The sequence below is a fragment of the Bacillus sp. TH13 genome, assembly GCF_016651175.1.
GTDB lineage: Bacteria > Bacillota > Bacilli > Bacillales > Bacillaceae_G > Bacillus_A > Bacillus_A thuringiensis_S.
Map to the genome: position 1 here is coordinate 3,918,005 of NZ_JAEKEJ010000025.1, position 23,654 is coordinate 3,941,658.

Below are 23,654 nucleotides of genomic sequence, written 5' to 3' on the forward strand. Positions count from 1 at the left end.
TAGATAAAAATATCTATTTGGATACAGTTGCTTATATGCGAGGAGGTAAAACATGAATTACATTTCACCGAAAGAAGAAATGTTAAAAGTGAAACGGTGGCCTAAAGGTACGATAGCGGCAGGTCGTGGTCATACAGTTGCTCTTAAATCGGATGGCACAGTTGTGGCAGTGGGGCGAAATAAAGAAGGAGAATGCAATGTAAGCGGTTGGTGTGATATTGAAGCAGTCGCAGCGGGCAATGTTCATATGGCGACGAACACGGGTAATGCTCATACAATCGCTCTGAAAAGTGATAATACTGTGGAAGCGGTGGGGTGGAATAAGCATAATCAATGTGATGTAAACGAATGGCATAATATTGTATCGGTTGCGGCGGGATGGCGTCGTACCATTGGTCTTAAACCGGATGGCACGGTAATAGCGGTGGGGCGAAATAAAGAAGGAGAATGTAATGTAAGTAGCTGGAGAAATATTGTGGCGGTCACGGCGGGTGATTGGCATACAGTCGGTCTTAAATTGGACGGCGCAGTGACGGCAGTGGGGAATAATCGATATGGCCAATGCAATGTAAGTGGATGGCGTGGTATGGTGGAGTTGGCGGCAGGTTACCTTCATACTGTTGGTTTGAAACCGGATGGCAAAGTGATGGCCGTGGGTAATAATAAGCTTGGTCAATGCGATTTAGGCAGCTGGAAAGATATTATGGCAATAGCAGCTGGTACGAATCATACAATCGGACTTAAATCAGACGGTACCGTGGTGGCAGTAGGCTGGAATGAGTATGGTCAATGTAATGTAAGTGATTGGCGCGATATTATAGCGGTAGCAGCTGGTTGTGCGCATACGGTCGGTCTTAAATTAGATGGCACCGTGGTAGCAGTAGGTGATAATACATACGGTCAATGCGATGTAGGTAGTTGGCGCAACATCCGATTGCCTGGCAAATAGTTAATGTACAACAAATCATTAGTAATATTATTCTATTTTAGGAGTAATTATGGTAAAGGATATGTAGAAAATAATCAAATTTGCATTTGATGAATAAGAATCTCTTTTCAAAAGGGGTTCTTATTCTTTTTGCGTAAAATAAGTATCTAAATAGAATTTTTAAACAAGCTTTATTTCAAAGCTACAGTAGAAGAGATAAATAAAGCATAGGAGAGCTGAAGAAATGCTTAAAAAGTTTTTGCTTTCTTTACCGGATGTTTTACTTGTATGCGTTGTTCTCTACATAACATACACAACTACTTTTAGTTTTGGACAGACGTTAGTAATTTTAATTGCAATCGGAATCATTGGTGGTCTTGTTATAAGAATTTGTACGGATGTATTCACGTATATAAGATGGACAATTAAACAGAGGGAATCTTGAATATGTTGTATTGCTATTAGGAGGGAATGAAATGACTAAGAAGAAGAGTAGAGTGAAAAATGAAATCGCACTTTGGACATTGACAGCGGTTGTTCTCATCATTGCATGGCACTTTTTTCAAAGATAAAAATGCATCGTACTTAAAAGGTACGATGCATTTTTATTATTATTTTTGCCAATTTTCTTTTATAAAGTCTTCACGGCCAGATTCTTTTTGCTCATTAGCATATTTTTCTGGGTTCTTTTTATAGAAATGTTGATGGTATTCTTCAGCCTCATAAAAAGGTGCAGCCGAGCGAATTTCAGTTACGATTGGCTCTTTAAACATACCGCTTTCTGCAAGAGCTTGTTTTGATTTTTCAGCAAGCTCTTTTTGCGTTTCATTATGATAAAAAATAGCAGTGCGGTAAGAGGGACCACGGTCAAAGAATTGTCCGCCATCATCAGTTGGATCGATTTGTGGCCAATATAAATCTAGTAATTTTTCATATGGAAAAATAGAAGGATCGAATGTAATTTGTACAACTTCTAAATGACCAGATGTACCAGCTTTTACTTGTTCATATGTTGGATTTTCTACATGACCACCTGCATAGCCAGAAAGTACTTTATGAATACCAGGAAGTTCATCAAATGGCTTTACCATGCACCAAAAGCAACCGCCTGCGAAGGTTGCGAGTTCGTATGTTTTTTCGGACATTGTTGTAATCCTCCTAAATGTATATGTTTTATATAGTATTATACAATTTTTTTTATTGCGCAATAAAAAAAATTTAGAAGTAAAGAAAAATTGAAATATATTTCTTTATAAAGTCTTTAAAATTCCTTCAAAGTTTCTTTTTTTCTGAGTGTTATGATGTAAATCGAAGTGAATATGTGAGGTGATAGGCAATGAATCCATATATGAAAATTAATAGTTTACAACAAAAAATGAAAGAGAGACTAATATGAAAAAGGAATTTATACAAAGCGATTTAAGAAATATATTAATTGCGGCATGCTTACTATTAGGGTTAGTTATTTTTGGATATTTTTTAATAAATAATTACCCAGGTACAAATGAAAAAAGAAGTTAACAGATGCAACATCTACTTCAGAATCAATTACATCTATTGCTAATTCAGATGCCAAAAAAGGGTTACAAAAACTTTTAATATTACGGCGAAAGTAGCAAGTGTAGATTTGGGAAATGGGAAAAAGGTAGATGCATGGACCTTTGATGGAACATCACCGGGTACTCAAATTCGAGTTAAACAAGGTGAACGTATTGTTGTAAATTTGAAAAATGAATTGCCAGAACCAGTTACAATCCATTGGCACGGATTAGATGTTCCTGCGGCGGTAGACGGTGTTCCAGGTGTTACGCAAAATGCTATAAAACTAGGTGAAACATATACATACGCATTTAATGCTGATCAGGTGGGGACATATTGGTATCATTCACATCAAAAAAGTGCAATACAAACGGAGTGGGGACTATTTGGAACCATTGTTATTGAACCGAATAAACCAGCTGTAAAATATGAAAAGGATTATACAGTGGCGATCCATGAATGGAAAACAGGAGCCATAAAAACCCGTAAGCATAATGGCGAACAAGATAAAGATTGGGATAGCTACCCTAGCAATCATATTCGAAATGAAAAGGCGCAAACTTTAGAAGGCCCGTTAATGATGCCAAGTAATGATCAACTCAAAGATTTATCTGATGGAGATGATTATGATGTATTTACATTAAATGATACAAGTGAGGGACTACGATTGGATGCAAAACCAGGTGAAACAGTACGCCTTCGCTTAATTAATGCTGGGAATAATACGCATTTAATGACATTAGTTGGGGTGCCATTTCAAATTATCGCATTAGATGGTCGTGATATAAAAGGTGGGGACGAGCTAGATAAAGCAATTCTTCCGATGGGAGCTGCACAACGTTATGACCTTGTTTTTAAAATGCCGGAAACAACGAGTGTAAAACTTATTAATGTGGATCCATCTAAGAAAATGAATCGTATGTTAACGGCGACTATTGGGAACGGTTCTTTGCCGAAAAAACCTATTGATATAAAGAGTTATCCATGGTTTGACTTTACGAAATATGGAGAAAAAGAAGTTGGCAAGTTTACGATAGATTCAAAGTTTACAAAGGTCTATAATATGGATTTGGCAGAAGGTGTGAAAGATGTAAATGGACAAGAAAAATGGGTGTATACGATTAATGGAAAGACATCACCTAATATTCCACCCATTAAAGTAGAGAAAGGAGATAAAGTTAAGATTCGCTTTAAAAATAAGGGAGAAGAAATTCATCCAATGCATTTGCATGGACATACATTCCAAGTTATTTCTAAAAATGGTAAACCAATGGAGGGAAGTCCGATTTACTTAGATACAGTTAATGTTTTTCCGGGAGAAGAATATGAAATTGGTTTAGAGGCAAATAATAGTGGACTATGGATGGTTCATTGTCATCATCTCGTTCATGCGGAAAAAGGAATGCATACGATGATGAATTATGAGGGGGTAACTACTCCATTTTCTACCGGAGATCACTCAGGTAATCATCCAGAATAATAATACGGAGGTTTTCATGCTTTATAGAATGATAGTATTTATTTTAATAAGTGTAAGTATATTTTTATTTTCTCATAGTAGTGTATTTGCTCATACAAGTGTTGTAGGAGCCACCCCTAAAGAGGGGGAGGTTCTTACAGTACAACCGGAACAGATTATTCTTGAATTTAGTGAACCAGTTACAGGAAATGTAGTCAATATTGAACTGCTAGATCCAAGTGCAAAGAGAGTACAAGTATCAAAGGTTGAAATATTAGATAACCCAACAAAAATAAAAGTGAAATTACCAAACTTAAATAATGGTACTTACACAGTAAGGTGGTCTATGATTTCTGCAGACGGACATCCGAGTGAGGGAGGCTATCCCTTTTCAATTGGAGAAGAAGTACAAACTAATGTAGTGGTAGAGGGAAATGCGAGTGGGAGTGGCTCAGTATTTTCAGATGTTATGATAGTAACACTACGCTATATTGTAGAGGGAATGATTTTAATTGGAGCAGGAGTAAAGTGGCTCGATATGTTTGTAAAACGTTATAGATTACCTTCCATATTGCAAAGAATGAAGAATATGAAAAAGATTTTTTTCTCTATACTTGTAGTAGGATTAATAGCCGAATTAATAGTGTATAAGTCAATTATTCCGAAGGAGAGTTTACTTATTCATTCGCCATTTTCAGTTATTATTATGATTCAACTGCTATTATTAGTTCTTATGTCTTTGCAGCATATGGGGAACGAATGGTATGCGCTAGTTTGGGGATTTCTTGTTGCGAGTTTTTCTTTCACAGGTCATGTATGGATTACTAATCCAAATTGGGCAGCAGTTATAATTAGAATGGTCCATGTTATGAGTATTGCAGTGTGGCTAGGAGCACTTATTTATTTAGCTCTTGTTATAGCGTGGACAACATTATACAAAATTACATTTGATCAAAAGCGTTTCCGTAAACATTTTAGTATTATTGCTGGTATTTCATTTATTCTAGCATTTCTTTCTGGGGAATTAATTGTGTTTTTACAGACAAGGAATTGGGTGCTTTTTAATTTTAATTCAATATGGACGAACCTTTTAAATATAAAGATTCTTACTGTATGTATAATTACAATTGTAGCATGGAGACAAACGAAAACATGGGGTAACGATATTGGAACAGTTAATCGCCGTTTATTGCTCTTAGAAATTGTTCTAGCTATACTCGTATTATTAGCTGGTATTTGGATGAGTCAAGTTTCGTTTCCGGTGAATTCTGTAACAAGCTAAAATTATAATGTTCATAGGAGTTCTGTAATGTCAATCCGTATTAGATTGCTGTTGTCGTATGTTGCGATGGTAATTATTCCAATCGTTTTTTGCGGTATAGCAGTTATGTTAATTAGTGTTACTTTATTTGGTGATATTCGTATTGCAAAAGCAATCATTGGTCTTAATCAAAATAGTCATTCTCTCATTGATAAAGAGCAGGAGGGAGCTATTCGTACAAAAGAAGATGAAGATGATATTTTTAGTAGGTTGAAAATTCTTTCATCGTATGCTCCAGATAAATTGGAGGATATAAATTTTTTAAAGGAAACTGATAAAGAATTAAACGATAATCAAGCAGGATTACTAATTCGAAAAAATGATGAGCTTACATATTCATCCCCATATTTTAAAATCTCTTCGTTTGATAAATACCTACCCGCATTTGAAACGGAAGGACAAAGAAAAGGAATGGATGTGAAAATAGAGGGTAATTCTTTTTACTATAAGCAATTTGATTACTACGATGAAGAGAAGGATAAGGTAAGTATTTTTGTATTTGAGTATGTAAATACTTTAGAAGAAATGATTAGAGAATTTTTCCCGTATTTCGTATTTTCTTTAATACTTGGGTTAATTATTACGAATGGAATATTAACATATTTTATATCACGGAGTATTATTAAACCATTGCATTCATTAAAGCAGGCAACGGAAAGAATTCAAAAGGGTGATTTAGATTTTCAAGTAAAGCCACTTGCGAAAGATGAAATAGGTGAATTAAGTTTATCGTTTGAAGAGATGCGTGGCAGGTTGAAGGAATCGGTCGAGTTGCAAATGCAATATGAAAAAAATCGTAAAGAGTTGCTTTCAAATATTTCTCATGATTTACGGACGCCAATAACGGCTATTAAAGGTTATGTACAAGGAATTAAAGAGGGTATCGCTCGAACTCCAGAACAATTAGATAAATATTTAACGATTATTTATCATAAAGTGTTTGATATGGATCAATTAATTGACGAGCTTTTTCTCTTTTCAAAACTTGATTTAAAAGAGGAACCGTTTCAATTTGAAGAGGTTGAAATTAATCAATACTTATCTGATTGCATAGAAGAACTACAGCTTGAATTACAAAATAAGGGAATTGCAGTGAGATGGGATGCTCAAAAGGATACTTCTATTTTGGTAAAAGGTGATCGTGAAAAATTACGTCGTGTTATTACAAATATCATTTGGAATAGTGTGAAGTATATGGATAAAGAAGAAGGATATATAGGAATTCGCATGACCGAATCTATTGATTATGTAACGATTTACATAAAAGATAATGGGGTAGGAATAGAAGAGAAGGCGTTGCCTCATATATTTGAAAGGTTTTATCGTGCAGATCATTCTAGAAATTCTAAAACAGGTGGAAGCGGACTTGGTTTGTCAATTGCACATCAGATTATCACACAACATGGTGGTGATATTTGGGTAGAAAGCAAAAAAGGTAAAGGAACGACGCTGGCATTTACATTACAAAAAATCAATTAGAAAAAGGAGAGCATCTTGAAAAGAATTTTAATTATTGAAGATGAAGCTATTATAGCAGAGTTAGAAAAGGATTATTTAGAGGTTGCTGGGTATACAGTAGATATTGATTACTCTGGCGAAAAAGGTTTACAAAGAGTTCTTCTAGAGGATTATGACTTGTTAATTTTAGACATAATGTTACCGGGAATAGATGGATATGAAATTTGTAAACAAGTTCGATTGGAAAAGGACATACCAATACTTATGGTGTCCGCAAAACAAGAGGAAATCGATAAAATTAAAGGGTTAGGTTTTGGAGCAGATGATTATATTATAAAACCGTTTAGCCCGAGTGAAATGGTGGCACGTGTAAATGCTCATCTAGCTCGTTATGATCGTTTAACAGGAAAACGAGAGCTAATAAAAGATGAAATTCGTATTCGAGGATTGTTTATTGATAAATCGGCCCGACGTGTATTTGTAAATGGAACTGAGGTCATGTTAACCGGAAAAGAATTTGATTTATTAACTTGTATGGCAGAACATCCAAATCAAGTATTTAGTAAAGATCGTCTCTTTGAAACTGTATGGGGGATGGATGTAATTGGTGATGCAGCAACGGTTGCTGTACATGTGAAAAATATTCGTCAAAAAATTGAACTCGATCCATTCGATAAATCATATATCGAAACAATTTGGGGAGTAGGATATCGTTTTACACAGTGAAAAAGGCCAGCAAAAATGCTGGCTTTTTTTGCGTAAGTAGATTAAGAAATTACAAACAAGATCCTCCGCTAACATCAATTAATTGTCCAGTAACCCAGCGGCTGTCTGGAGAAGCGAGAAATGCCGCGGTATCGGCAATATCTTCTACTTCACCTAAGCGATTAAAAGCGGAAATGGTAGTAGCGTACTGTTTCATCATTGGGTCGCTCAAGAGTTCCGCATTCATATCTGTTTTAATAAATCCAGGAAGTATTGCATTCACTGTTATTCCTCGTGCTCCGAGCTGTTTTGCTAGTGTGAAAGTCATTGTATTAATAGCGCCTTTCGTCATACTATATGCAACAAAATCAGGTAAAGAAATGCGGGTCGCAGCGGATGAAATATTAATAATTCGGCTATTGTCACGTAAACGTGGCAGTGCTTGTTGAATGATAAAGAATGGTGCTTTTGCATTTACTGAAAACATTCTATCAAAAAATTGTTCAGTCGTTTCTTCAATAAAAGCACCAGGACCAATTCCAGCGTTGTTTATTAAAATATCAAATTTAGTACTACCAGTTCTTTTTTGTAATTCGCTATCTAAAGAACTATAAAGGGTTTCTACACCATGTAAAGATTCAAGGTTTGCACCGATAGAAAAAGCAGATCCGCCATTTGATTGAATTTCATAAACAGTTTCTTCAGCATCTTCTTTTCGATTTCCGTAATGAATAGCAACCAATGCACCGTCATTTGCTAAACGTTTAGCGATCGCTCGTCCAATTCCTCGGCTTGCTCCTGTAACTAACGCTACTTTCCCTTTTAACATAGTTTCCTCATCTCCTCATAAACTTTATAAGTTTTTCTTTATGTAGTAATGCAAACATACTTAAGTAATATATGAGTGTATGTAAGTAATGCATTCCAATTTTGATTTGAGAAAAAATAAATAGAATGAATTTTGATTTTTTTGAAAAAACATGTTGACAAGGAAAAGAACAACGTCCTATAATACGTGTAACAAATAAAAGTTAATTAAGAATTTTCTAACTTTATATGTTGTATATGCAAAGAAGAGGAAAGTAGATGATTATGATCGTTTCAGAGAGCTACTCCAAGGCTGTGAGGGTAGTAACAATCGAATCATTGAAGATCACCTCGGAGCATCGCTTGCGAAAGGGAAACTGAGTAGAGGGCAGCGGCATCGTCTCCGGTAAAAGGACGGAGGTCTGATTGGACCTACAAAGCTTATATTTCGTGAGAAGTATAAGGAAGCTGAGTGGTAACGCGAAACTCTCGCCTCAGCAATCAAAGCTACTAAATTGTAGTAGTTGATTGCTGAGGCGAGAGTTTTTATTTTTAAAAATAGAAGAAGAGAATGCGTAGAAGAGGAGAGTAAATGATAAAAATTGTTTCAGAGAGCCGCCTAGAAGCTGTGAGGGCGGTAACAATTTAATCATTGAAGATCACCTCGGAGCACTACTTTTGAAACTAGTAAAAAGTAGCGGAGTTGTTTCCGATAGAAAAACAAAAGTCTAATTGGACTTGCAGAGCTTATATTTCGTGAGAAGTGTAAGGAAGCTGAGTGGTACCGCGATTCCCTCGTCTCAGCAATGGATTGCTACAAGTATGTATGTAATCGATTGTTGAGACGAGTATATTTTTAAGATTTATATACTGAATATTCTGTTAAAAATACTCATCTCAGCAATCGATATAGAAATAGATTGCAAAAATAGAGAGAAAAAAGAGGAGCGATGTGAGATGGGAAACCAGTACATTTATATGAATGGGGAATTTGTAGAAAAAGAAAAGGCAGTTGTTTCAGTATATGATCACGGTTTTTTATACGGAGACGGTGTATTTGAAGGGATTCGTAGTTACGGAGGAAATGTATTTTGTTTAAAAGAACATGTGAAACGATTGTATGAATCAGCGAAATCTATTTTACTAACAATTCCAATGACGGTAGAAGAAATGGAAGAAGCAGTTTTACATACACTCCAAAAAAACGAATATGCTGATGCTTACATTCGCTTAATTGTCTCAAGAGGAAAAGGTGACTTAGGGCTCGATCCGAGAAGTTGTGTGAAGCCGAGCGTAATTATCATTGCAGAACAATTAAAGTTATTCCCACAAGAATTTTATGATAATGGGCTAAGCGTTGTATCTGTTGCATCAAGACGTAATACGCCAGACGCGTTAGATCCACGTATTAAGTCAATGAATTATTTAAATAACGTACTTGTAAAAATTGAGGCGGCACAAGCAGGAGTGTTAGAGGCTCTTATGTTAAATCAACAAGGATATGTTTGTGAAGGTTCTGGCGATAATGTTTTCGTTGTGAAAGATGGAAAAGTATTAACCCCGCCATCCTATTTAGGAGCATTAGAAGGTATTACGAGAAATAGTGTTATCGAGCTATGTGAACGATTAAGTATTCCATGTGAGGAAAGACCATTCACTCGCCATGACGTATACGTAGCGGATGAAGTATTTTTAACAGGAACAGCAGCGGAGTTAATTCCAGTTGTAAAAGTTGATTCGAGAGAAATTGGAGATGGGAAACCAGGAAGTGTAACGAAACAATTGACCGAAGAATTTAAAAAATTAACGAGAGAAAGAGGAGTACGTGTTCCCGGGCTGACGGAAAGCTTAGCATAAATAAGGAGAGGAGTTAATTGAAATGAAGCAGCAGTATACAGCGTATGAGAAGTTACAGTGTGAAGAAATGACAGGCGCTGGGCACGTGATTCAATGTTTGAAGAAATTGGGTGTAACGACCGTTTTCGGCTATCCAGGCGGAGCGATTTTACCAGTATACGATGCGTTATACGAAAGTGGTTTGAAACATGTTTTAACTCGTCATGAACAAGCTGCCATTCATGCGGCTGAAGGATATGCGAGAGCTTCTGGAAAGGTCGGGGTAGTCTTTGCTACCTCTGGCCCAGGGGCGACAAATTTAGTTACGGGCTTAGCAGACGCTTATATGGATTCGATTCCTTTAGTTGTCATTACCGGCCAAGTTGCGACGCCTTTAATTGGTAAAGATGGATTTCAAGAAGCGGATGTTGTCGGAATTACAGTACCTGTTACGAAGCATAATTACCAAGTTCGTGATGTAAATCATGTATCACAAGTTGTGCAAGAAGCTTTTTACATCGCCAAAAGCGGACGATCGGGACCAGTATTAATCGATATTCCAAAAGATGTTCAAAATGCAAAAGTCACCAGTTTCTTTAATGAAGAAGTTGATATTCCGGGGTACAAACCAGAACTTGTACCAGACAGCATGAAACTTAGAGAGGTGACTAAAGCAATTTCAAAATCAAAGCGTCCACTTCTTTATATTGGAGGAGGTGTCATTCATTCAGGTGGATCCGATGAACTCTTCGAATTCGCAAGGGAGAACCGTATTCCAGTCGTTTCAACTTTAATGGGACTTGGTGCATATCCACCGGGAGATCCATTGTTTCTAGGGATGCTTGGTATGCATGGGACATACGCTGCTAATATGGCGGTAACAGAATGTGATTTACTACTTGCATTAGGTGTTCGCTTCGATGATCGTGTAACAGGAAAATTAGAACTTTTTTCTCCGCACTCGAAAAAAGTACATATTGATATTGATCCTTCTGAGTTTCATAAAAATGTAACTGTAGAGCATCCGATTGTTGGTGATGTGAAAAAAGCGTTACACATGTTGTTACATATGTCTATTTATACACAAACAGACGAATGGCTTCAGAAAGTAAAGGCATGGAAAGAAGAATATCCACTTTCTTATAAGCAAAAAGAATCTGAGTTAAAACCACAGAATGTGATCAACTTAGTAAGTGAATTAACGAATGGTGAAGCAATTGTCACAACAGAAGTAGGACAGCATCAAATGTGGGCTGCTCACTTCTATAAAGCAAGAAAACCTCGGACGTTCCTTACTTCTGGAGGATTAGGAACGATGGGGTTTGGTTTTCCAGCAGCAATCGGTGCTCAGCTAGCTAAAAAAGAAGAACTTGTTATTTGTATTGCAGGTGACGCTTCTTTTCAAATGAACATTCAAGAACTACAAACAATTGCTGAAAATAATATCCCTGTAAAAGTATTTATCATAAATAACAAATTTTTAGGGATGGTAAGGCAATGGCAAGAAATGTTTTATGAAAATCGTTTATCAGAGTCAAAAATTGGATCACCAGATTTTGTGAAAGTAGCAGAAGCTTATGGAGTCAAGGGATTAAGAGCAACAAATTCAACCGAGGCGAAACAAGTGATGTTAGAAGCATTTGCTTATGAAGGTCCTGTCGTAGTTGATTTTTGTGTAGAAGAAGGTGAAAACGTATTTCCGATGGTTCCGCCAAACAAAGGAAATAACGAAATGATTATGAAGAGGTGGGAAGAATGAGTCATACTTTTTCACTCGTTATTCATAACGAGCCAAGTGTCTTATTACGTATAAGTGGGATTTTTGCTCGGCGTGGTTATTATATTTCTTCTTTACATTTAAACGAAAGAGATACTAGTGGTGTTTCTGAAATGAAACTCACAGCAGTTTGTACTGAAAATGAAGCGACATTACTTGTTAGTCAGTTGAAAAAATTAATTGATGTTCTACAAGTAAATAAATTATAAGGAGTGTATGGAATATGAAAACGTATTATGAGAAAGATGCAAATGTAGAGTTATTACAAGGGAAAACTGTTGCAGTAGTTGGTTATGGATCACAAGGTCATGCGCAAGCACAAAATTTACGTGATTCTGGTGTAGAAGTAGTAGTTGGTGTTCGTTCTGGTAAGTCGTATGAAGTAGCGAAAGCGGATGGGTTTGAAGTAATGTCTGTTTCAGAAGCGGTTCGAACCGCACAAGTTGTACAAATGTTATTGCCAGATGAACAGCAAGCACATGTATATAAATCAGAAGTAGAAGAGAATCTCCGTGAAGGACAAATGTTACTTTTCTCACATGGATTTAACATTCACTTCGGCCAAATTAATCCGCCAAGTTACGTAGATGTAGCAATGGTTGCGCCAAAAAGTCCAGGTCATCTCGTTCGCCGTGTATATCAAGAAGGAAATGGTGTTCCGGCATTAGTCGCAGTGCATCAAGATGCGACGGGAACAGCGCTACATGTAGCATTAGCGTATGCAAAAGGTGTAGGTTGTACACGTGCGGGTGTAATTGAAACGACATTCCAAGAAGAAACCGAAACGGATTTATTCGGTGAGCAAGCTGTACTTTGCGGCGGGGTAACTGCACTTGTGAAGGCCGGGTTCGAAACGTTAACGGAAGGTGGATATCGTCCTGAAATTGCATACTTTGAATGTTTGCATGAATTAAAGCTAATTGTTGACTTAATGTACGAAGGTGGATTAACGAATATGCGCCATTCTATTTCAGATACGGCAGAGTTTGGAGATTATGCAACAGGATCGAGAATTGTTACAGATGAAACGAAGAAGGAAATGAAGCGTGTTCTTACAGAAATTCAGCAAGGTGAATTTGCGAAGAAATGGATTTTAGAAAATCAAGCAGGGCGTCCGACGTATAACGCAATGAAAAAAGCAGAACAAAATCATCAATTAGAAAAAGTGGGAGCAGAGCTTCGTGAAATGATGAGCTGGATTCATGCACCGAAAGAATTAGTAAAGAAATAGAGTAAGAGAGTATAAATGAAAAATATGTAAGAGGGGATTTGACAAGATGAGAAGTGACATGATTAAAAAAGGTTTTGATAAAGCGCCGCACCGTAGTTTATTAAAAGCAACTGGTTTGAAAGATGAAGATTTTGAAAAACCATTCATAGCGATTTGTAATTCTTTTATTGAAATTATTCCAGGGCATAAACACTTGAACGAGTTTGGGAAACTTGTAAAAGAGGCAGTTCGTGCGGCAGGTATGGTACCATTCGAATTCAATACAATTGGAGTTGACGATGGTATTGCGATGGGACATATCGGTATGCGTTATTCTCTTCCGAGTCGTGAAATAATTGCAGATTCAGTAGAAACGGTTGTAAATGCACACTGGTTTGACGGCATGATTTGTATCCCAAACTGTGACAAAATTACACCAGGTATGATGATGGCGGCACTACGTATTAATATTCCGACTGTGTTTGTTTCAGGCGGCCCGATGGCAGCAGGAAAAACATCTAAAGGAGAAGTTGTTGATCTGAGTTCCGTTTTTGAAGGAGTAGGAGCTTATCAATCTGGGAAAATTTCAGAAGAAGAATTAAAAGATATTGAAGATCATGGCTGTCCATCTTGTGGCTCTTGTTCGGGTATGTTTACCGCGAACTCTATGAATTGTTTATGTGAAGTGTTAGGTTTAGCTCTTCCTGGTAACGGGAGTATTTTAGCAATTGATCCAAGACGTGAAGAGTTAATTAAACAAGCAGCAGAGAAATTGAAAATTTTAATTGAAAGAGATATTAAGCCGCGTGATATTGTAACGGAAGAAGCAATTGACGATGCTTTTGCACTTGATATGGCGATGGGTGGATCAACGAATACAGTATTACATACGCTAGCACTCGCACAAGAGGCAGGACTAGATTATGATATGAACCGTATTGATGCAGTTTCAAGACGTGTACCTCATTTATGTAAAGTAAGTCCAGCCTCAAATTGGCATATGGAAGATATTGATCGTGCGGGCGGGATTAGTGCAATTTTGAAAGAGATGAGCCGAAAAGAAGGAGTACTTCATCTTGATCGAATAACTGCTACGGGGCAAACATTAAGAGAAAATATTGCTGAGGCAGAGATTAAAGATAAGGAAGTTATTCACTCTCTCGAAAACCCTCATAGTGAGGAAGGAGGATTGCGTATATTAAAAGGCAACCTTGCGAAAGATGGAGCAGTTATTAAAAGCGGTGCAACAGAGGTAAAGCGTTTTGAAGGACCTTGCGTTATTTTTAATTCACAAGATGAGGCACTTGCTGGCATTATGCTTGGGAAAGTGAAAAAAGGAGATGTAGTTGTCATTCGTTATGAAGGACCAAGAGGTGGCCCTGGTATGCCAGAAATGTTAGCACCAACATCAGCAATTGCTGGAATGGGATTAGGTGCTGAGGTTGCATTATTAACGGATGGACGTTTCTCGGGTGCTTCACGTGGAATTTCAGTAGGACATATTTCACCAGAAGCGGCAGCTGGTGGAACAATTGCACTTCTTGAACAAGGGGATATTGTATGTATTGATGTTGAAGAACGCTTACTAGAAGTAAGAGTGAGTAATGAAGAATTAGATAAGCGTAAAAAAGAATGGAAACGACCAGAACCGAAAGTAAAAACTGGCTGGCTTGGACGTTATGCACAAATGGTAACATCGGCGAATACAGGGGCTGTCCTGAAAATCCCACATTTTGATTGAGCCAATTTAAAAGAGATAAGGATGATATATAATGGTGCAAAAGGTAAAGGAGAGAGTGAAAATTGAAGATATCTTAATGGCTCATAATTGCATGAAAGATATCGTTATTAAAACACCGTTACAACGTGATACAGTTTTATCTGAGAAATATGATTGTGACGTTTATGTAAAACGAGAAGACTTACAATTAATTCGCTCTTTCAAAATTCGTGGTGCGTACAATTTAATTCAAAGCTTACCGAAAGAAAAGTTGCAAAACGGTGTTGTTTGTGCAAGTGCTGGTAATCATGCGCAAGGAGTTGCTTATACGTGCAATTTATTGAAGATTCCGTCAAAAATATTTATGCCCACAACAACACCGAAACAAAAAGTATCACAAGTACAATTTTTCGGTGGTGATTTCGCAGAGATTGTATTAGTTGGTGATACATTCGATAGCTCTTTCCAAGAAGCACAGCGCTATTGTGAGGATAATAGAATGACGTTTGTTCATCCGTTCGATGATCCGTATGTTATTGCTGGTCAAGGAACAGTGGCAGTTGAAATTATGCATGATATGGAGAAATCGGTTGATTATATCTTTACAGCAATCGGCGGTGGTGGATTAGCATCAGGTGTTGGTACATATGTAAAAGGTGTTAGTCCTACTACAAAGGTTATTGGTGTAGAACCGATGGGAGCTGCATCTATGAAAGAGGCTTTTCTTCAAAATGATAATGTCGCATTGGAGAAAATAGATAGTTTTGTTGATGGGGCAGCGGTTAAAAAAGTAGGAAAGTTAACTTTTGAAACTTGTAGAGATGTAATTGATGACATTGTTTTAGTACCAGAGGGGAAAGTTTGTACGACGATTTTAGAACTGTATAAGAAAAATGCGATTGTAGCTGAACCGGCTGGTGCACTCTCTATTGCAGCCCTTGATCTATACAGGGATGAAATAAAAGGTAAAACAGTTGTATGTACGCTAAGTGGTGGAAATAATGATATTGATAGAATGCAAGAAATGAAAGAACGTTCTCTCATTTACGAAGGGTTAAAGCATTATTTCATCATTGAATTTCCACAGCGTTCAGGTGCGCTAAGAGAATTTCTTGATAAAGGATTAGGACCAGAAGATGACATTACGCGCTTTGAGTATATTAAGAAACATAATAAAGAAAATGGTCCAGCATTAGTCGGCGTAGAATTAAAACATAAAGAAGATTATGAGCAATTAATTACTCGCTTTAAAGAAAATAATATTCAATTTATGGAGCTTAATAAAAACCCTGTTTTGTTTGATTTACTTATTTAATAGAAGGAAAGAGTTAGCACCCAAATAAAAAAGATAGATACAAGCGGGGAAAAATAATGCTTGTTCTATCTTTTTTATAGTTAAACTAGATACTCATTAAATTCAAGAAGAATAAAGCTAGCTAACCAAAAAAATATCGCAATGCGAATAATTACATACATTGTAAATTCAAAGGGAGTAAGATTTCTCTCTCGCTTTATTTTTTTTAATAGTCTCACAGAATAAAAGGAACATAAAAGCAGGATTGCTATAGACATTTTATAGATGTTTTCTAAGAGGTTTATATTTTCTAATAACTCTTTCAGCATGTTCATCACCTATTCTATAAAGTATGTTACAGAGAAATAAATCTTGCGCTGTCTAGTTTCGTTTGTTTTTTATGTTCCCTGTATCATCAATTTCTACATCAGTTGAAATCGTTTGTAAATATTGTAGAGCTTTTTTCTTTTCTCCCTCATTTACAGGGGAAACTTGGTTGTTGCGAATGATATAAGGATTGAATGACATTTGGACATCCTTTCCTTTAAAAGTTAAAGTTAATACGCCAGTTTCAGCGCTTTTCCCATTCACATAACTCGGGAATAAAAAGTTACCTAATGAGTAAGCGATAGGAACTTTATTATAATACTCAAACCCTTGTAACCAATGTGGATGGCTTCCGACAATTGCGTTAGCTCCTGCTTCAACCATTTTAGGTACATATTGCTTTTGGTATTCTACCGGACGATTTGATTTTTCAACGCCCCAATGCATATAGACGATTAAATAGTCTGCATCTTTCTTTTGTTCTTTAATTGTTTTTGTTACAAGATTTAAATCATAGCCATTCGCAACGCCAGGTTTATTCTCACCAGCTACCCAATTAGAATCAGGCATAAATCGAACGAAGGAAAGAAATTTGAACTTTTTCCCTTTTACGGTCATTTCTCGTGCTGTATATGCATCTTTCGCATTTTTTCCGGCTCCAATGTAAGGGAACTTTAATTTTTCTACGTGAGAAATCGTATCTAATAATCCATCTTGCCCATAATCAAGTGTGTGGTTATTCCCGATATTTACGATGTCATATCCAGTGTTTTTAATGGCTTGTAGTGTAGATGGATCACTTTTAATCCAAAACAGTTGCCCAGGTGCTTTCTTTTCTTTCGTTGTAAATGCCGACTCTAAATTCACAAAAGAAATATCAGCTTTTTTTATTTCTTCTTTTACATGTTGGAATGGGTAATCAGCCCCATTCTTTTCGATTATAGGACGTAATTGCCAATCAAACATTGTATCACCAGAGAAGGTGAGTGTGATTTCTTGGTCTTCTATTTTCTTTTCGTTTTTTGAAGCGGTTTTACTAGATTTGTTTTGCAAATCGGGTTTGTCTTTTGCTTTTGAAATAAAAGAGTAATTGATTAATAAAACAATCGGTGTAATGAAAAAGGCTATTAACAAAAATCGTTTTAGTAAAGTTTTCATATATACCTTCCCTTTTAATATTATCCCGCAATTAAATTAACACTGAATCTATTAAAGGTAATTAAAGTTACAAAAAAATAGCGGGTTATGTAGTGGAAAACATTTGTTAATATTCTCAATATTAAGTTAACATATAGATAACCTGTAAATCAATGTATAAACCAAAATATAGAAATAAAGAATTCGAAGGGTGAAGAATGAGAAATGGTTATATTAGGAGCAGTTGTAAATGGGATTTGTATTATATTTGGTACTTTACTTGGTAAATTATTTAGTAGGATTCCAGAAAGTATGAAAGGGACGATAATGCACGCAATCGGTTTAGCGGTTACTGTGCTTGGGCTTCAAATGGCATTAAAAAGTGAAAACTTTCTTGTTGTCATACTGAGTTTAGTGATTGGTACGGTAATTGGAGAATGGTTACAATTAGAAGAAAAGTTAAAACATTTAGGGGATTGGCTAGAAAATAAAGTTGGATCGAAAGGGAAAGGTAGCATATCAGAAGGTTTTGTAACAGCTACTTTAATTTTTGCAATTGGCGCGATGGGGATACTTGGTGCACTTGACAGTGGGATTCGCGGAAATCATGATATTTTATTTACAAAAGCAATTATCGATGGATTCATTTCTATTATATTAACGACAACTCTAGGGGTTGGTGTAGTATTTTCAGCGATTCCAGTTATTTTATATGAGGGTGGTATTGCAGTTTTTGCAACACAAATTAATAGTTTTGTCCCGAAAGAATTAATGAACCAATTTATAGTAGAAATGACAGCTACGGGCGGCATTATGATATCTGCTATTGGATTGAACTTGCTTAGTATTATTAAAATCAAGGTGGCAAATTTACTTCCAGGTATATTGGTAGTGGGTGTAATTGTTTCAGCTATATATAGTTACGGTTTGTTAGTAAATTAGTAGAGGATGGAAATACATATGGAGGAATTTCAATTTACAAAACGTGTGCATAAAATATTGGAGATTGCAGCAAAAGAGAGTCAGTGTAACATAATTCACCCGGTCCATCTGTTTATAGGTATGTGTAAAGAAGGTACAGGAGTTTGAGCTGAGTTATTTATGTATTTGTTTCATAAAGTGGGTCCAGATTTTTTAGAAAAACTTTCGTTACGAAAACGATTCGATTTACATAATCAAGAATATAAAAAAGTAGGACAATATAAACTATCTTATAAAGCGATAGAAATTTTACAAATAGCGAAGAAACGTATGGAACGCTTTCAGCAAGTAGTAATTAATGAAGGACATATTATGTATGCATTATTTCGTGTAGATACAGATATTGGTGAATTTATACATACACAAATGCAAGAAGATATATTACGTATTACAGCTGCACCGAGAGACTTAGTGGTAGATTTAAATCGTTTTAAATCTATTTATAATACATTATTTTGTCATGTGAGAAGAGCTAGCCCTTCTGATTTTGATAAGTTATCACGATTTGTGGCGGATGAATTTGGTGAACGGTGGTTGCAGTCGGTTGATTATGGATTTCGGACATATAGCGAAAAGTTACCTATCTATATTGCACAGCAGGAGGAAGTGATAATTGGTTTTGCCTGTTACGATGTAGTGAGAGGAAAGAAAGGATTGTTTGGTCCAATGGGCATAGCGAAACAAAATCGTGTGAAAGGTGTAGGAAAAGAATTATTGCATCATTGTTTATATAATATGAAGCAAGATGGATATGAATATGCGATTATTGGACAAGCAGGTCCCATTGAGTTTTACGAGAGAAATTGTAATGCTCGTTTAATACCGATAGATAATAATTAACCAACTTCATCTAGAGGAGTTGGTTTTATTATGAAAATGATGTAGAGATGTAGTGATTTTTACTAGAAAATAGCGGGTTTTGTAGTAAATCTTGCATATAAAGCAAATTACTAAACTTTTGACAAGAAAGGGTGTAGAATGGGTATCTAAAGAAAGAAGGTGTGAAAATGGCCAGCTGGAAACGAAATTTAATGATTTGTTGGCTAGGTTGTTTTACCACTGCAGCCGGTATGAGTTTAGTAATTCCTTTCTTATCTTTTTATATTGAGGAATTAGGAGTAACTGGCACTTCAAGCATTGCACAGTGGTCGGGACTTGCATTTGGTGTAACATTTTTAATGGGTGCGATCGTATCGCCAATATGGGGAAAGCTTGGTGATATACATGGACGGAAACTGATGCTTATTCGTGCTAGCCTCGGTATGGCGATTATTATGACGCTTATGGGGTTTGTAACGGATGTGTATCAACTAGTCGCACTAAGATTTTTAATGGGAGCAGTATCTGGTTTCCTTTCAACAGCGATGACATTTATTGCAGCAGAAACTCCGAAAGAACATTCAGGTTGGGCGATTTCCACAATTTCAACTGGTGGTGTGAGCGGTTCGTTACTTGGCCCGTTACTTGGAGGTTATTTGTCTGAGTTAATTGGAATGCGTCATGTCTTTCTTGTTACAGGAGCTTTTTTATTCCTTTCCTTTCTCATCGTTTTTTTCTTCCTGCATGAAGAAAATCACTCTGCTCAAGCAAAAAAAACACAGCCGAAAAAAGTATGGACGATGGTCCCAGCGAAGCATTTAATTATTAGTTTATTTGTAACAACATTTATTATTCAACTTGCTAATATGTCAGTTCAACCAATTGTTACATTGTACGTAAAAAATTTAGTAGGTCCTCATACTGCACATATTGAAACAATTGCGGGTGCAGTTATGTCGGCGACAGGATTAGCAGTTATTTTGGCAGCACCAAGACTAGGAAGATTATCAGATCATATCGGTCCTCAAAAAACGTTAGTTGTAGCGTTGTTTGCAGCAGGAATTATTTTTATCCCGCAAGCATTTGTAACCTCAGCTTGGCAACTATTAATTCTTCGATTTTTATTAGGTATCGCACAAGCAGGATTATTGCCTTCCGTACAAACTCTACTAAAACAACATACACCAACCCATGTTACGGGACGAATATTTGGATATAATCAGTCGTTTCAGTTTTTAGGAAATATGATTGGTCCAGTGCTCGGGGGACAAATTGCAGCGCATGCAGGCTTCCAATATGTTTTCCTCTCTACATCATCACTATTATTTATTGCGTGTATCTGGGTTTATTTTCATAATAAGAACGAAGAAGTATCAGAGAAACGACATTTGGAAGTTAGTTAACTAAGTGAATGAAAAAGAAAAAGGATGAAGCAACGATTGCTTCATCCTTTTCTTTAAAATTGAAGACAGAGATAACTTAATGTACCAAGCTCATAACTACGGTGAATGACTTCACCGCTATTCTCGCCACTTCCCATTGCAATAAACAAAGGAACAAAATGCTCTGCTCTTGGTACTGCTAATTGTGCATGAGGGGCATTATTCTCCCAATTAAACAATGCATCTTTATCGTTATTCTGCATATGTTTAATAATCCAATCATCAAATTCAATTGCCCATTGTTCGGGTGTCGTTTGATTCCATTTCAAAGCTCGTAAGTTATGAACGGTAACACCGCTACCGATTATTAAAATATCTTCTTGTCCAAGTCCTTTAAGTGCTTCTCCAATGTTAAATTGCTCTTTTGCAGGAAGGAATGGATTGACTGAAATTTGGATGATAGGAATATTTGCTTCTGGATACATGCGGTGCAGAAGAGTCCATGAGCCATGATCTAAACCTCTCGTCATATTATGATGGACTGGAATACCTTTGTTTTTAAATTTTGTTTCTAACATAGATGCAATGTTAGAAGAACCTTTCGCACGATATTTGATTTCGTATAACTCAGGAGGAAAACCTCCAAAATCATAAATTGTTTCATATTCGTTATCTGATGAAGAAATTGTTAATACCTCACTTTCCCAGTGAGCAGTGAAAATAACAATCGCTTTCGGTTTATATGTTTCTCCAAGTTTTTTTAAAAACCTTGTATAGTCTGTATCTTGAATAGCAAGCATCGGTGATCCATGTGCTAAAAATAATGATGGCATCATATTAGAAACCTCCCAAAAATATAATAAGTTACTTTATGTAAGTAACTATATAATTTTATTTTAAGTTCGTCAACATAATAGTTATTGAGCTAATTGGAAAAGCGAGTCATTTGTCATAATGAAAGCAATTGCATATAATACATAATAAGAATAATGAATGGATATTCATTTTTTGATATACATAATAGAGTTGGGGGCTGACGAAATGAACGTACAGGAAAGTTTCGTTACGGCATTGGATGGATCGGAAATTTATTTACGTAAGTGGCTACCAGAAGGAGATCCGCGAGGGATTATTCAAATTGCACATGGTATGACAGAACATGCAGGTGTTTATACAGACTTTATTGCTGCGTTATTAAAAGCAGGGTATGGTGTTTATGCACATGATCATAAAGGGCATGGGAAAACAGTAAAAAGAGAAGAAGATTATGGTCATTTTGAACCAAATGTAGGTTGGAGTAAGGCTGTGTCTGATGTTATTTTTGTATCAGAAACAATAAGAAAAGAGCAGACATGCCCGTTATTTTTACTTGGACATAGTATGGGTTCTTTTTTATCAAGACGTGCTGTACAACTTAGAGGTGAACTATATGATGGATTTCTGATTTCAGGAACAGGTGGAAATCCAGGGCTTTTAGGAGCCGTTGGTCATAAAGTAGCGACAATCGAAATGAAATTGCGTGGGGCAAAAACGAAAAGTCCAATGTTAAACTTTTTATCTTTCGGAAACTTCAATTCGAACTTTAAGCCAAATCGTACAAAATTTGATTGGTTATCTTCAGATAATAATCAAGTTGATAAATATATTGCGGATCCGTTATGTGGTTTCATTTGTACGACGAGTTTTTACCGAGAATTATTTTCTGGAGTATTAGAAGTAAATAAACTAGAAGAATACAAGAAGACGCCAAAAAATCTTCCAATACATATATTCTCTGGTGATCGTGATCCTGTTGGCGATATGGGGAAAGGTGTAATAGAAGTATATGAAAACTATAAAAAATGTGGTGTGAAAGACGTGACACTACGTTTATATGAAAATGGTAGACATGAAATGTTTCATGAAGTAAATAAGGATGAAGTATTTAAAGATTTAATTTCGTGGTTAGATGCGCATAATAAATGAGAAAGATAATCCCAAACTGTTTGTAGTTTGGGATTATTTATTATACAGAAATAGGGGCAATAAATTCTTAAATTCACTTTACTTAATAAAAAATAAATCTTATTCTATATAATTAAACAGATAGCAAGCTCTGTGTAAGTAAGGAGATGAATGTATGAGATTTGGAATTATCGGTCCATCAGAAGATGAAATTACGCCTTTTATTGAAGAAATGTCTAATAAGGAAATAACGAATCTTGCGATGTTAACATTTCACAGTGGGAAATATGAGAATGTAGAAGTTGTTGCCTTATATTGTGGTGTATGTAAAGTTAATGCAGCTATTGCAACTCAAATATTAATCGATAAATTCAATGTAACGCATATTATTGTCACAGGTGTTGCAGGAGCAATCGACAAAGTATTGAAAATTGGAGATACAGTAATTTCAACAGAAATAGCATATCATGATGTTGATGAAGGGATATTAACTGAATATCATCCTTGGATGGAAAGTGTATATTTTAGAACGGATAGAAACCTGCTTGAATTAAGCAGAGAAGTGGTTGAGAACAATCAATTCGCTCAAAATGTTTATTTTGGAAAAGTTGTTACTGGAGAAGCGTTTATTAGTGAGAGTGGTCGTACAGAAATAATCTCTAAATACAATCCACTTTGTGTAGATATGGAAACTGCAAGTATAGCCCACGTCTGCTATGCAAATACGATTCCGTTTTTAGCAGTGAGATCAATAACAGATACAGAAGAAGCGTCTGGCATAGAAGTGTTCGAAGATAATTGTGTATCTGCTTCGCATAATTCAATTTATTTTGTTAAAAAGTTACTAGAGTCTTTAAAAAAATAAAGAAATATTGTATGAGAGGAAACCTCACTTTTCTGAAGTGAGGTTTTTTGTAGTAACGAAGTAATAGTGAATAAAACTAATTTTAAAAGTAACTTAAAATCAAACTTTTTATAAAGCAACAGATGCCTGTTCATAATAGTAGTAT

21 protein-coding genes, 1 pseudogene and 1 other annotated feature are annotated in these 23,654 nt (G+C 36.0%); of the genes and pseudogenes, 17 read left to right on the forward strand and 5 right to left on the reverse strand.

The genetic code is table 11. The features are described from left to right. Positions 1-52: 52 nt before the first annotated feature. Positions 53-949 (forward strand): RCC1 domain-containing protein, encoded by an 897-nt coding sequence (locus JFU02_RS28680; protein WP_086407272.1) that lies wholly within the window; start codon positions 53-55, stop codon positions 947-949. Between the two features lie 223 nt (positions 950-1,172). Next, on the forward strand, positions 1,173-1,373 hold the full coding sequence (locus tag JFU02_RS28685; RefSeq protein ID WP_061666787.1) for a hypothetical protein: 201 nt from the start codon (positions 1,173-1,175) through the stop codon (positions 1,371-1,373). Between the two features lie 166 nt (positions 1,374-1,539). On the opposite strand, the gene msrA is transcribed toward JFU02_RS28685, so the two are convergent. After that, positions 1,540-2,073 carry a peptide-methionine (S)-S-oxide reductase MsrA gene (msrA, locus tag JFU02_RS28690; RefSeq protein WP_086407273.1) on the reverse strand — a complete coding sequence of 178 codons (534 nt, stop codon included), beginning with the start codon at positions 2,071-2,073 and terminating at the stop codon, positions 1,540-1,542. 482 nt (positions 2,074-2,555) lie between these two features. Between msrA and JFU02_RS28695 the strand changes: the two genes are divergently transcribed. Genes JFU02_RS28695 through JFU02_RS28710 form a run of 4 tightly spaced genes read left to right on the forward strand, consistent with a single transcriptional unit; the run spans position 2,556 to position 7,431 of the window. Then, positions 2,556-3,947, forward strand: coding sequence for a multicopper oxidase family protein (locus JFU02_RS28695; protein ID WP_242488096.1), 1,392 nt, complete (start codon positions 2,556-2,558; stop codon positions 3,945-3,947). Positions 3,948-3,963: 16 nt separating this feature from the next. Further along, on the forward strand, positions 3,964-5,208 hold the full coding sequence (locus tag JFU02_RS28700; protein WP_201071952.1) for a copper resistance CopC/CopD family protein: 1,245 nt from the start codon (positions 3,964-3,966) through the stop codon (positions 5,206-5,208). Positions 5,209-5,235: 27 nt separating this feature from the next. Next, on the forward strand, positions 5,236-6,726 hold the full coding sequence (locus JFU02_RS28705) for a sensor histidine kinase (protein WP_201071955.1): 1,491 nt from the start codon (positions 5,236-5,238) through the stop codon (positions 6,724-6,726). 15 nt (positions 6,727-6,741) lie between these two features. Then, positions 6,742-7,431, forward strand: a complete 690-nt coding sequence (locus tag JFU02_RS28710) for a response regulator transcription factor (RefSeq protein ID WP_000821645.1) — start codon at positions 6,742-6,744, stop codon at positions 7,429-7,431. 49 nt (positions 7,432-7,480) lie between these two features. Here JFU02_RS28710 and JFU02_RS28715 read toward each other — a convergent pair whose 3' ends face one another. Then, a complete protein-coding gene (locus JFU02_RS28715) occupies positions 7,481-8,239 on the reverse strand; it encodes an SDR family oxidoreductase (protein WP_097821017.1) in 759 nt (252 codons plus the stop codon). 545 nt (positions 8,240-8,784) lie between these two features. Beyond that, positions 8,785-9,023, forward strand: a binding site (T-box leader). Between the two features lie 151 nt (positions 9,024-9,174). Between JFU02_RS28715 and ilvE the strand changes: the two genes are divergently transcribed. From ilvE to ilvA, 6 genes are read left to right on the forward strand one after another with little or no spacing between them, the layout of a single operon-like run. Continuing rightward, on the forward strand, positions 9,175-10,074 hold the full coding sequence (ilvE, locus tag JFU02_RS28720) for a branched-chain-amino-acid transaminase (protein WP_000528156.1): 900 nt from the start codon (positions 9,175-9,177) through the stop codon (positions 10,072-10,074). Between the two features lie 22 nt (positions 10,075-10,096). Then, entirely contained in the window at positions 10,097-11,812 is a 1,716-nt protein-coding gene (gene ilvB / locus JFU02_RS28725; RefSeq protein WP_201071958.1) for an acetolactate synthase large subunit, read from the forward strand. After that, on the forward strand, positions 11,809-12,039 hold the full coding sequence (locus JFU02_RS28730; protein ID WP_000019916.1) for an ACT domain-containing protein: 231 nt from the start codon (positions 11,809-11,811) through the stop codon (positions 12,037-12,039). The genes ilvB and JFU02_RS28730 overlap by 4 nt, the downstream gene beginning before the upstream one ends. Positions 12,040-12,053: 14 nt before the next feature. Next, positions 12,054-13,061, forward strand: a complete 1,008-nt coding sequence (ilvC, locus tag JFU02_RS28735; RefSeq protein WP_086407279.1) for a ketol-acid reductoisomerase — start codon at positions 12,054-12,056, stop codon at positions 13,059-13,061. A 46-nt stretch (positions 13,062-13,107) separates the two neighbouring features. Further along, on the forward strand, positions 13,108-14,781 hold the full coding sequence (gene ilvD / locus JFU02_RS28740; protein ID WP_098447886.1) for a dihydroxy-acid dehydratase: 1,674 nt from the start codon (positions 13,108-13,110) through the stop codon (positions 14,779-14,781). A gap of 31 nt (positions 14,782-14,812) precedes the next feature. Continuing rightward, positions 14,813-16,075, forward strand: a complete 1,263-nt coding sequence (gene ilvA / locus JFU02_RS28745) for a threonine ammonia-lyase IlvA (RefSeq protein WP_098447887.1) — start codon at positions 14,813-14,815, stop codon at positions 16,073-16,075. Positions 16,076-16,155: 80 nt separating this feature from the next. On the opposite strand, the gene JFU02_RS28750 is transcribed toward ilvA, so the two are convergent. Beyond that, a complete protein-coding gene (locus JFU02_RS28750) occupies positions 16,156-16,383 on the reverse strand; it encodes a hypothetical protein (RefSeq protein WP_000910605.1) in 228 nt (75 codons plus the stop codon). A gap of 52 nt (positions 16,384-16,435) precedes the next feature. After that, positions 16,436-17,539, reverse strand: a complete 1,104-nt coding sequence (locus tag JFU02_RS28755) for a CapA family protein (protein WP_201071961.1) — start codon at positions 17,537-17,539, stop codon at positions 16,436-16,438. Positions 17,540-17,743: 204 nt separating this feature from the next. Here JFU02_RS28755 and JFU02_RS28760 point away from each other — a divergent pair, with 204 nt between their 5' ends. From JFU02_RS28760 to JFU02_RS28770, 3 genes and pseudogenes are all read left to right on the forward strand, one after another. After that, complete coding sequence (locus JFU02_RS28760; RefSeq protein WP_087948443.1) at positions 17,744-18,460, forward strand: DUF554 domain-containing protein; 717 nt, start codon at positions 17,744-17,746, stop codon at positions 18,458-18,460. A gap of 18 nt (positions 18,461-18,478) precedes the next feature. After that, a pseudogene (locus JFU02_RS28765) lies at positions 18,479-19,339 on the forward strand (GNAT family N-acetyltransferase). A gap of 167 nt (positions 19,340-19,506) precedes the next feature. Beyond that, positions 19,507-20,721, forward strand: a complete 1,215-nt coding sequence (locus JFU02_RS28770; protein WP_000179303.1) for a multidrug efflux MFS transporter — start codon at positions 19,507-19,509, stop codon at positions 20,719-20,721. A gap of 53 nt (positions 20,722-20,774) precedes the next feature. On the opposite strand, the gene JFU02_RS28775 is transcribed toward JFU02_RS28770, so the two are convergent. Then, positions 20,775-21,536: a DODA-type extradiol aromatic ring-opening family dioxygenase gene (locus tag JFU02_RS28775; RefSeq protein ID WP_201071964.1), complete on the reverse strand. Its 762-nt coding sequence runs from the start codon at positions 21,534-21,536 to the stop codon at positions 20,775-20,777. Between the two features lie 205 nt (positions 21,537-21,741). Here JFU02_RS28775 and JFU02_RS28780 point away from each other — a divergent pair, with 205 nt between their 5' ends. Both JFU02_RS28780 and JFU02_RS28785 read left to right on the forward strand, forming a co-directional pair. Further along, complete coding sequence (locus JFU02_RS28780) at positions 21,742-22,665, forward strand: alpha/beta hydrolase (protein ID WP_201071967.1); 924 nt, start codon at positions 21,742-21,744, stop codon at positions 22,663-22,665. Between the two features lie 154 nt (positions 22,666-22,819). Further along, positions 22,820-23,509 carry a 5'-methylthioadenosine/adenosylhomocysteine nucleosidase gene (locus JFU02_RS28785; protein ID WP_016082075.1) on the forward strand — a complete coding sequence of 230 codons (690 nt, stop codon included), beginning with the start codon at positions 22,820-22,822 and terminating at the stop codon, positions 23,507-23,509. Positions 23,510-23,654 lie beyond the last annotated feature (145 nt).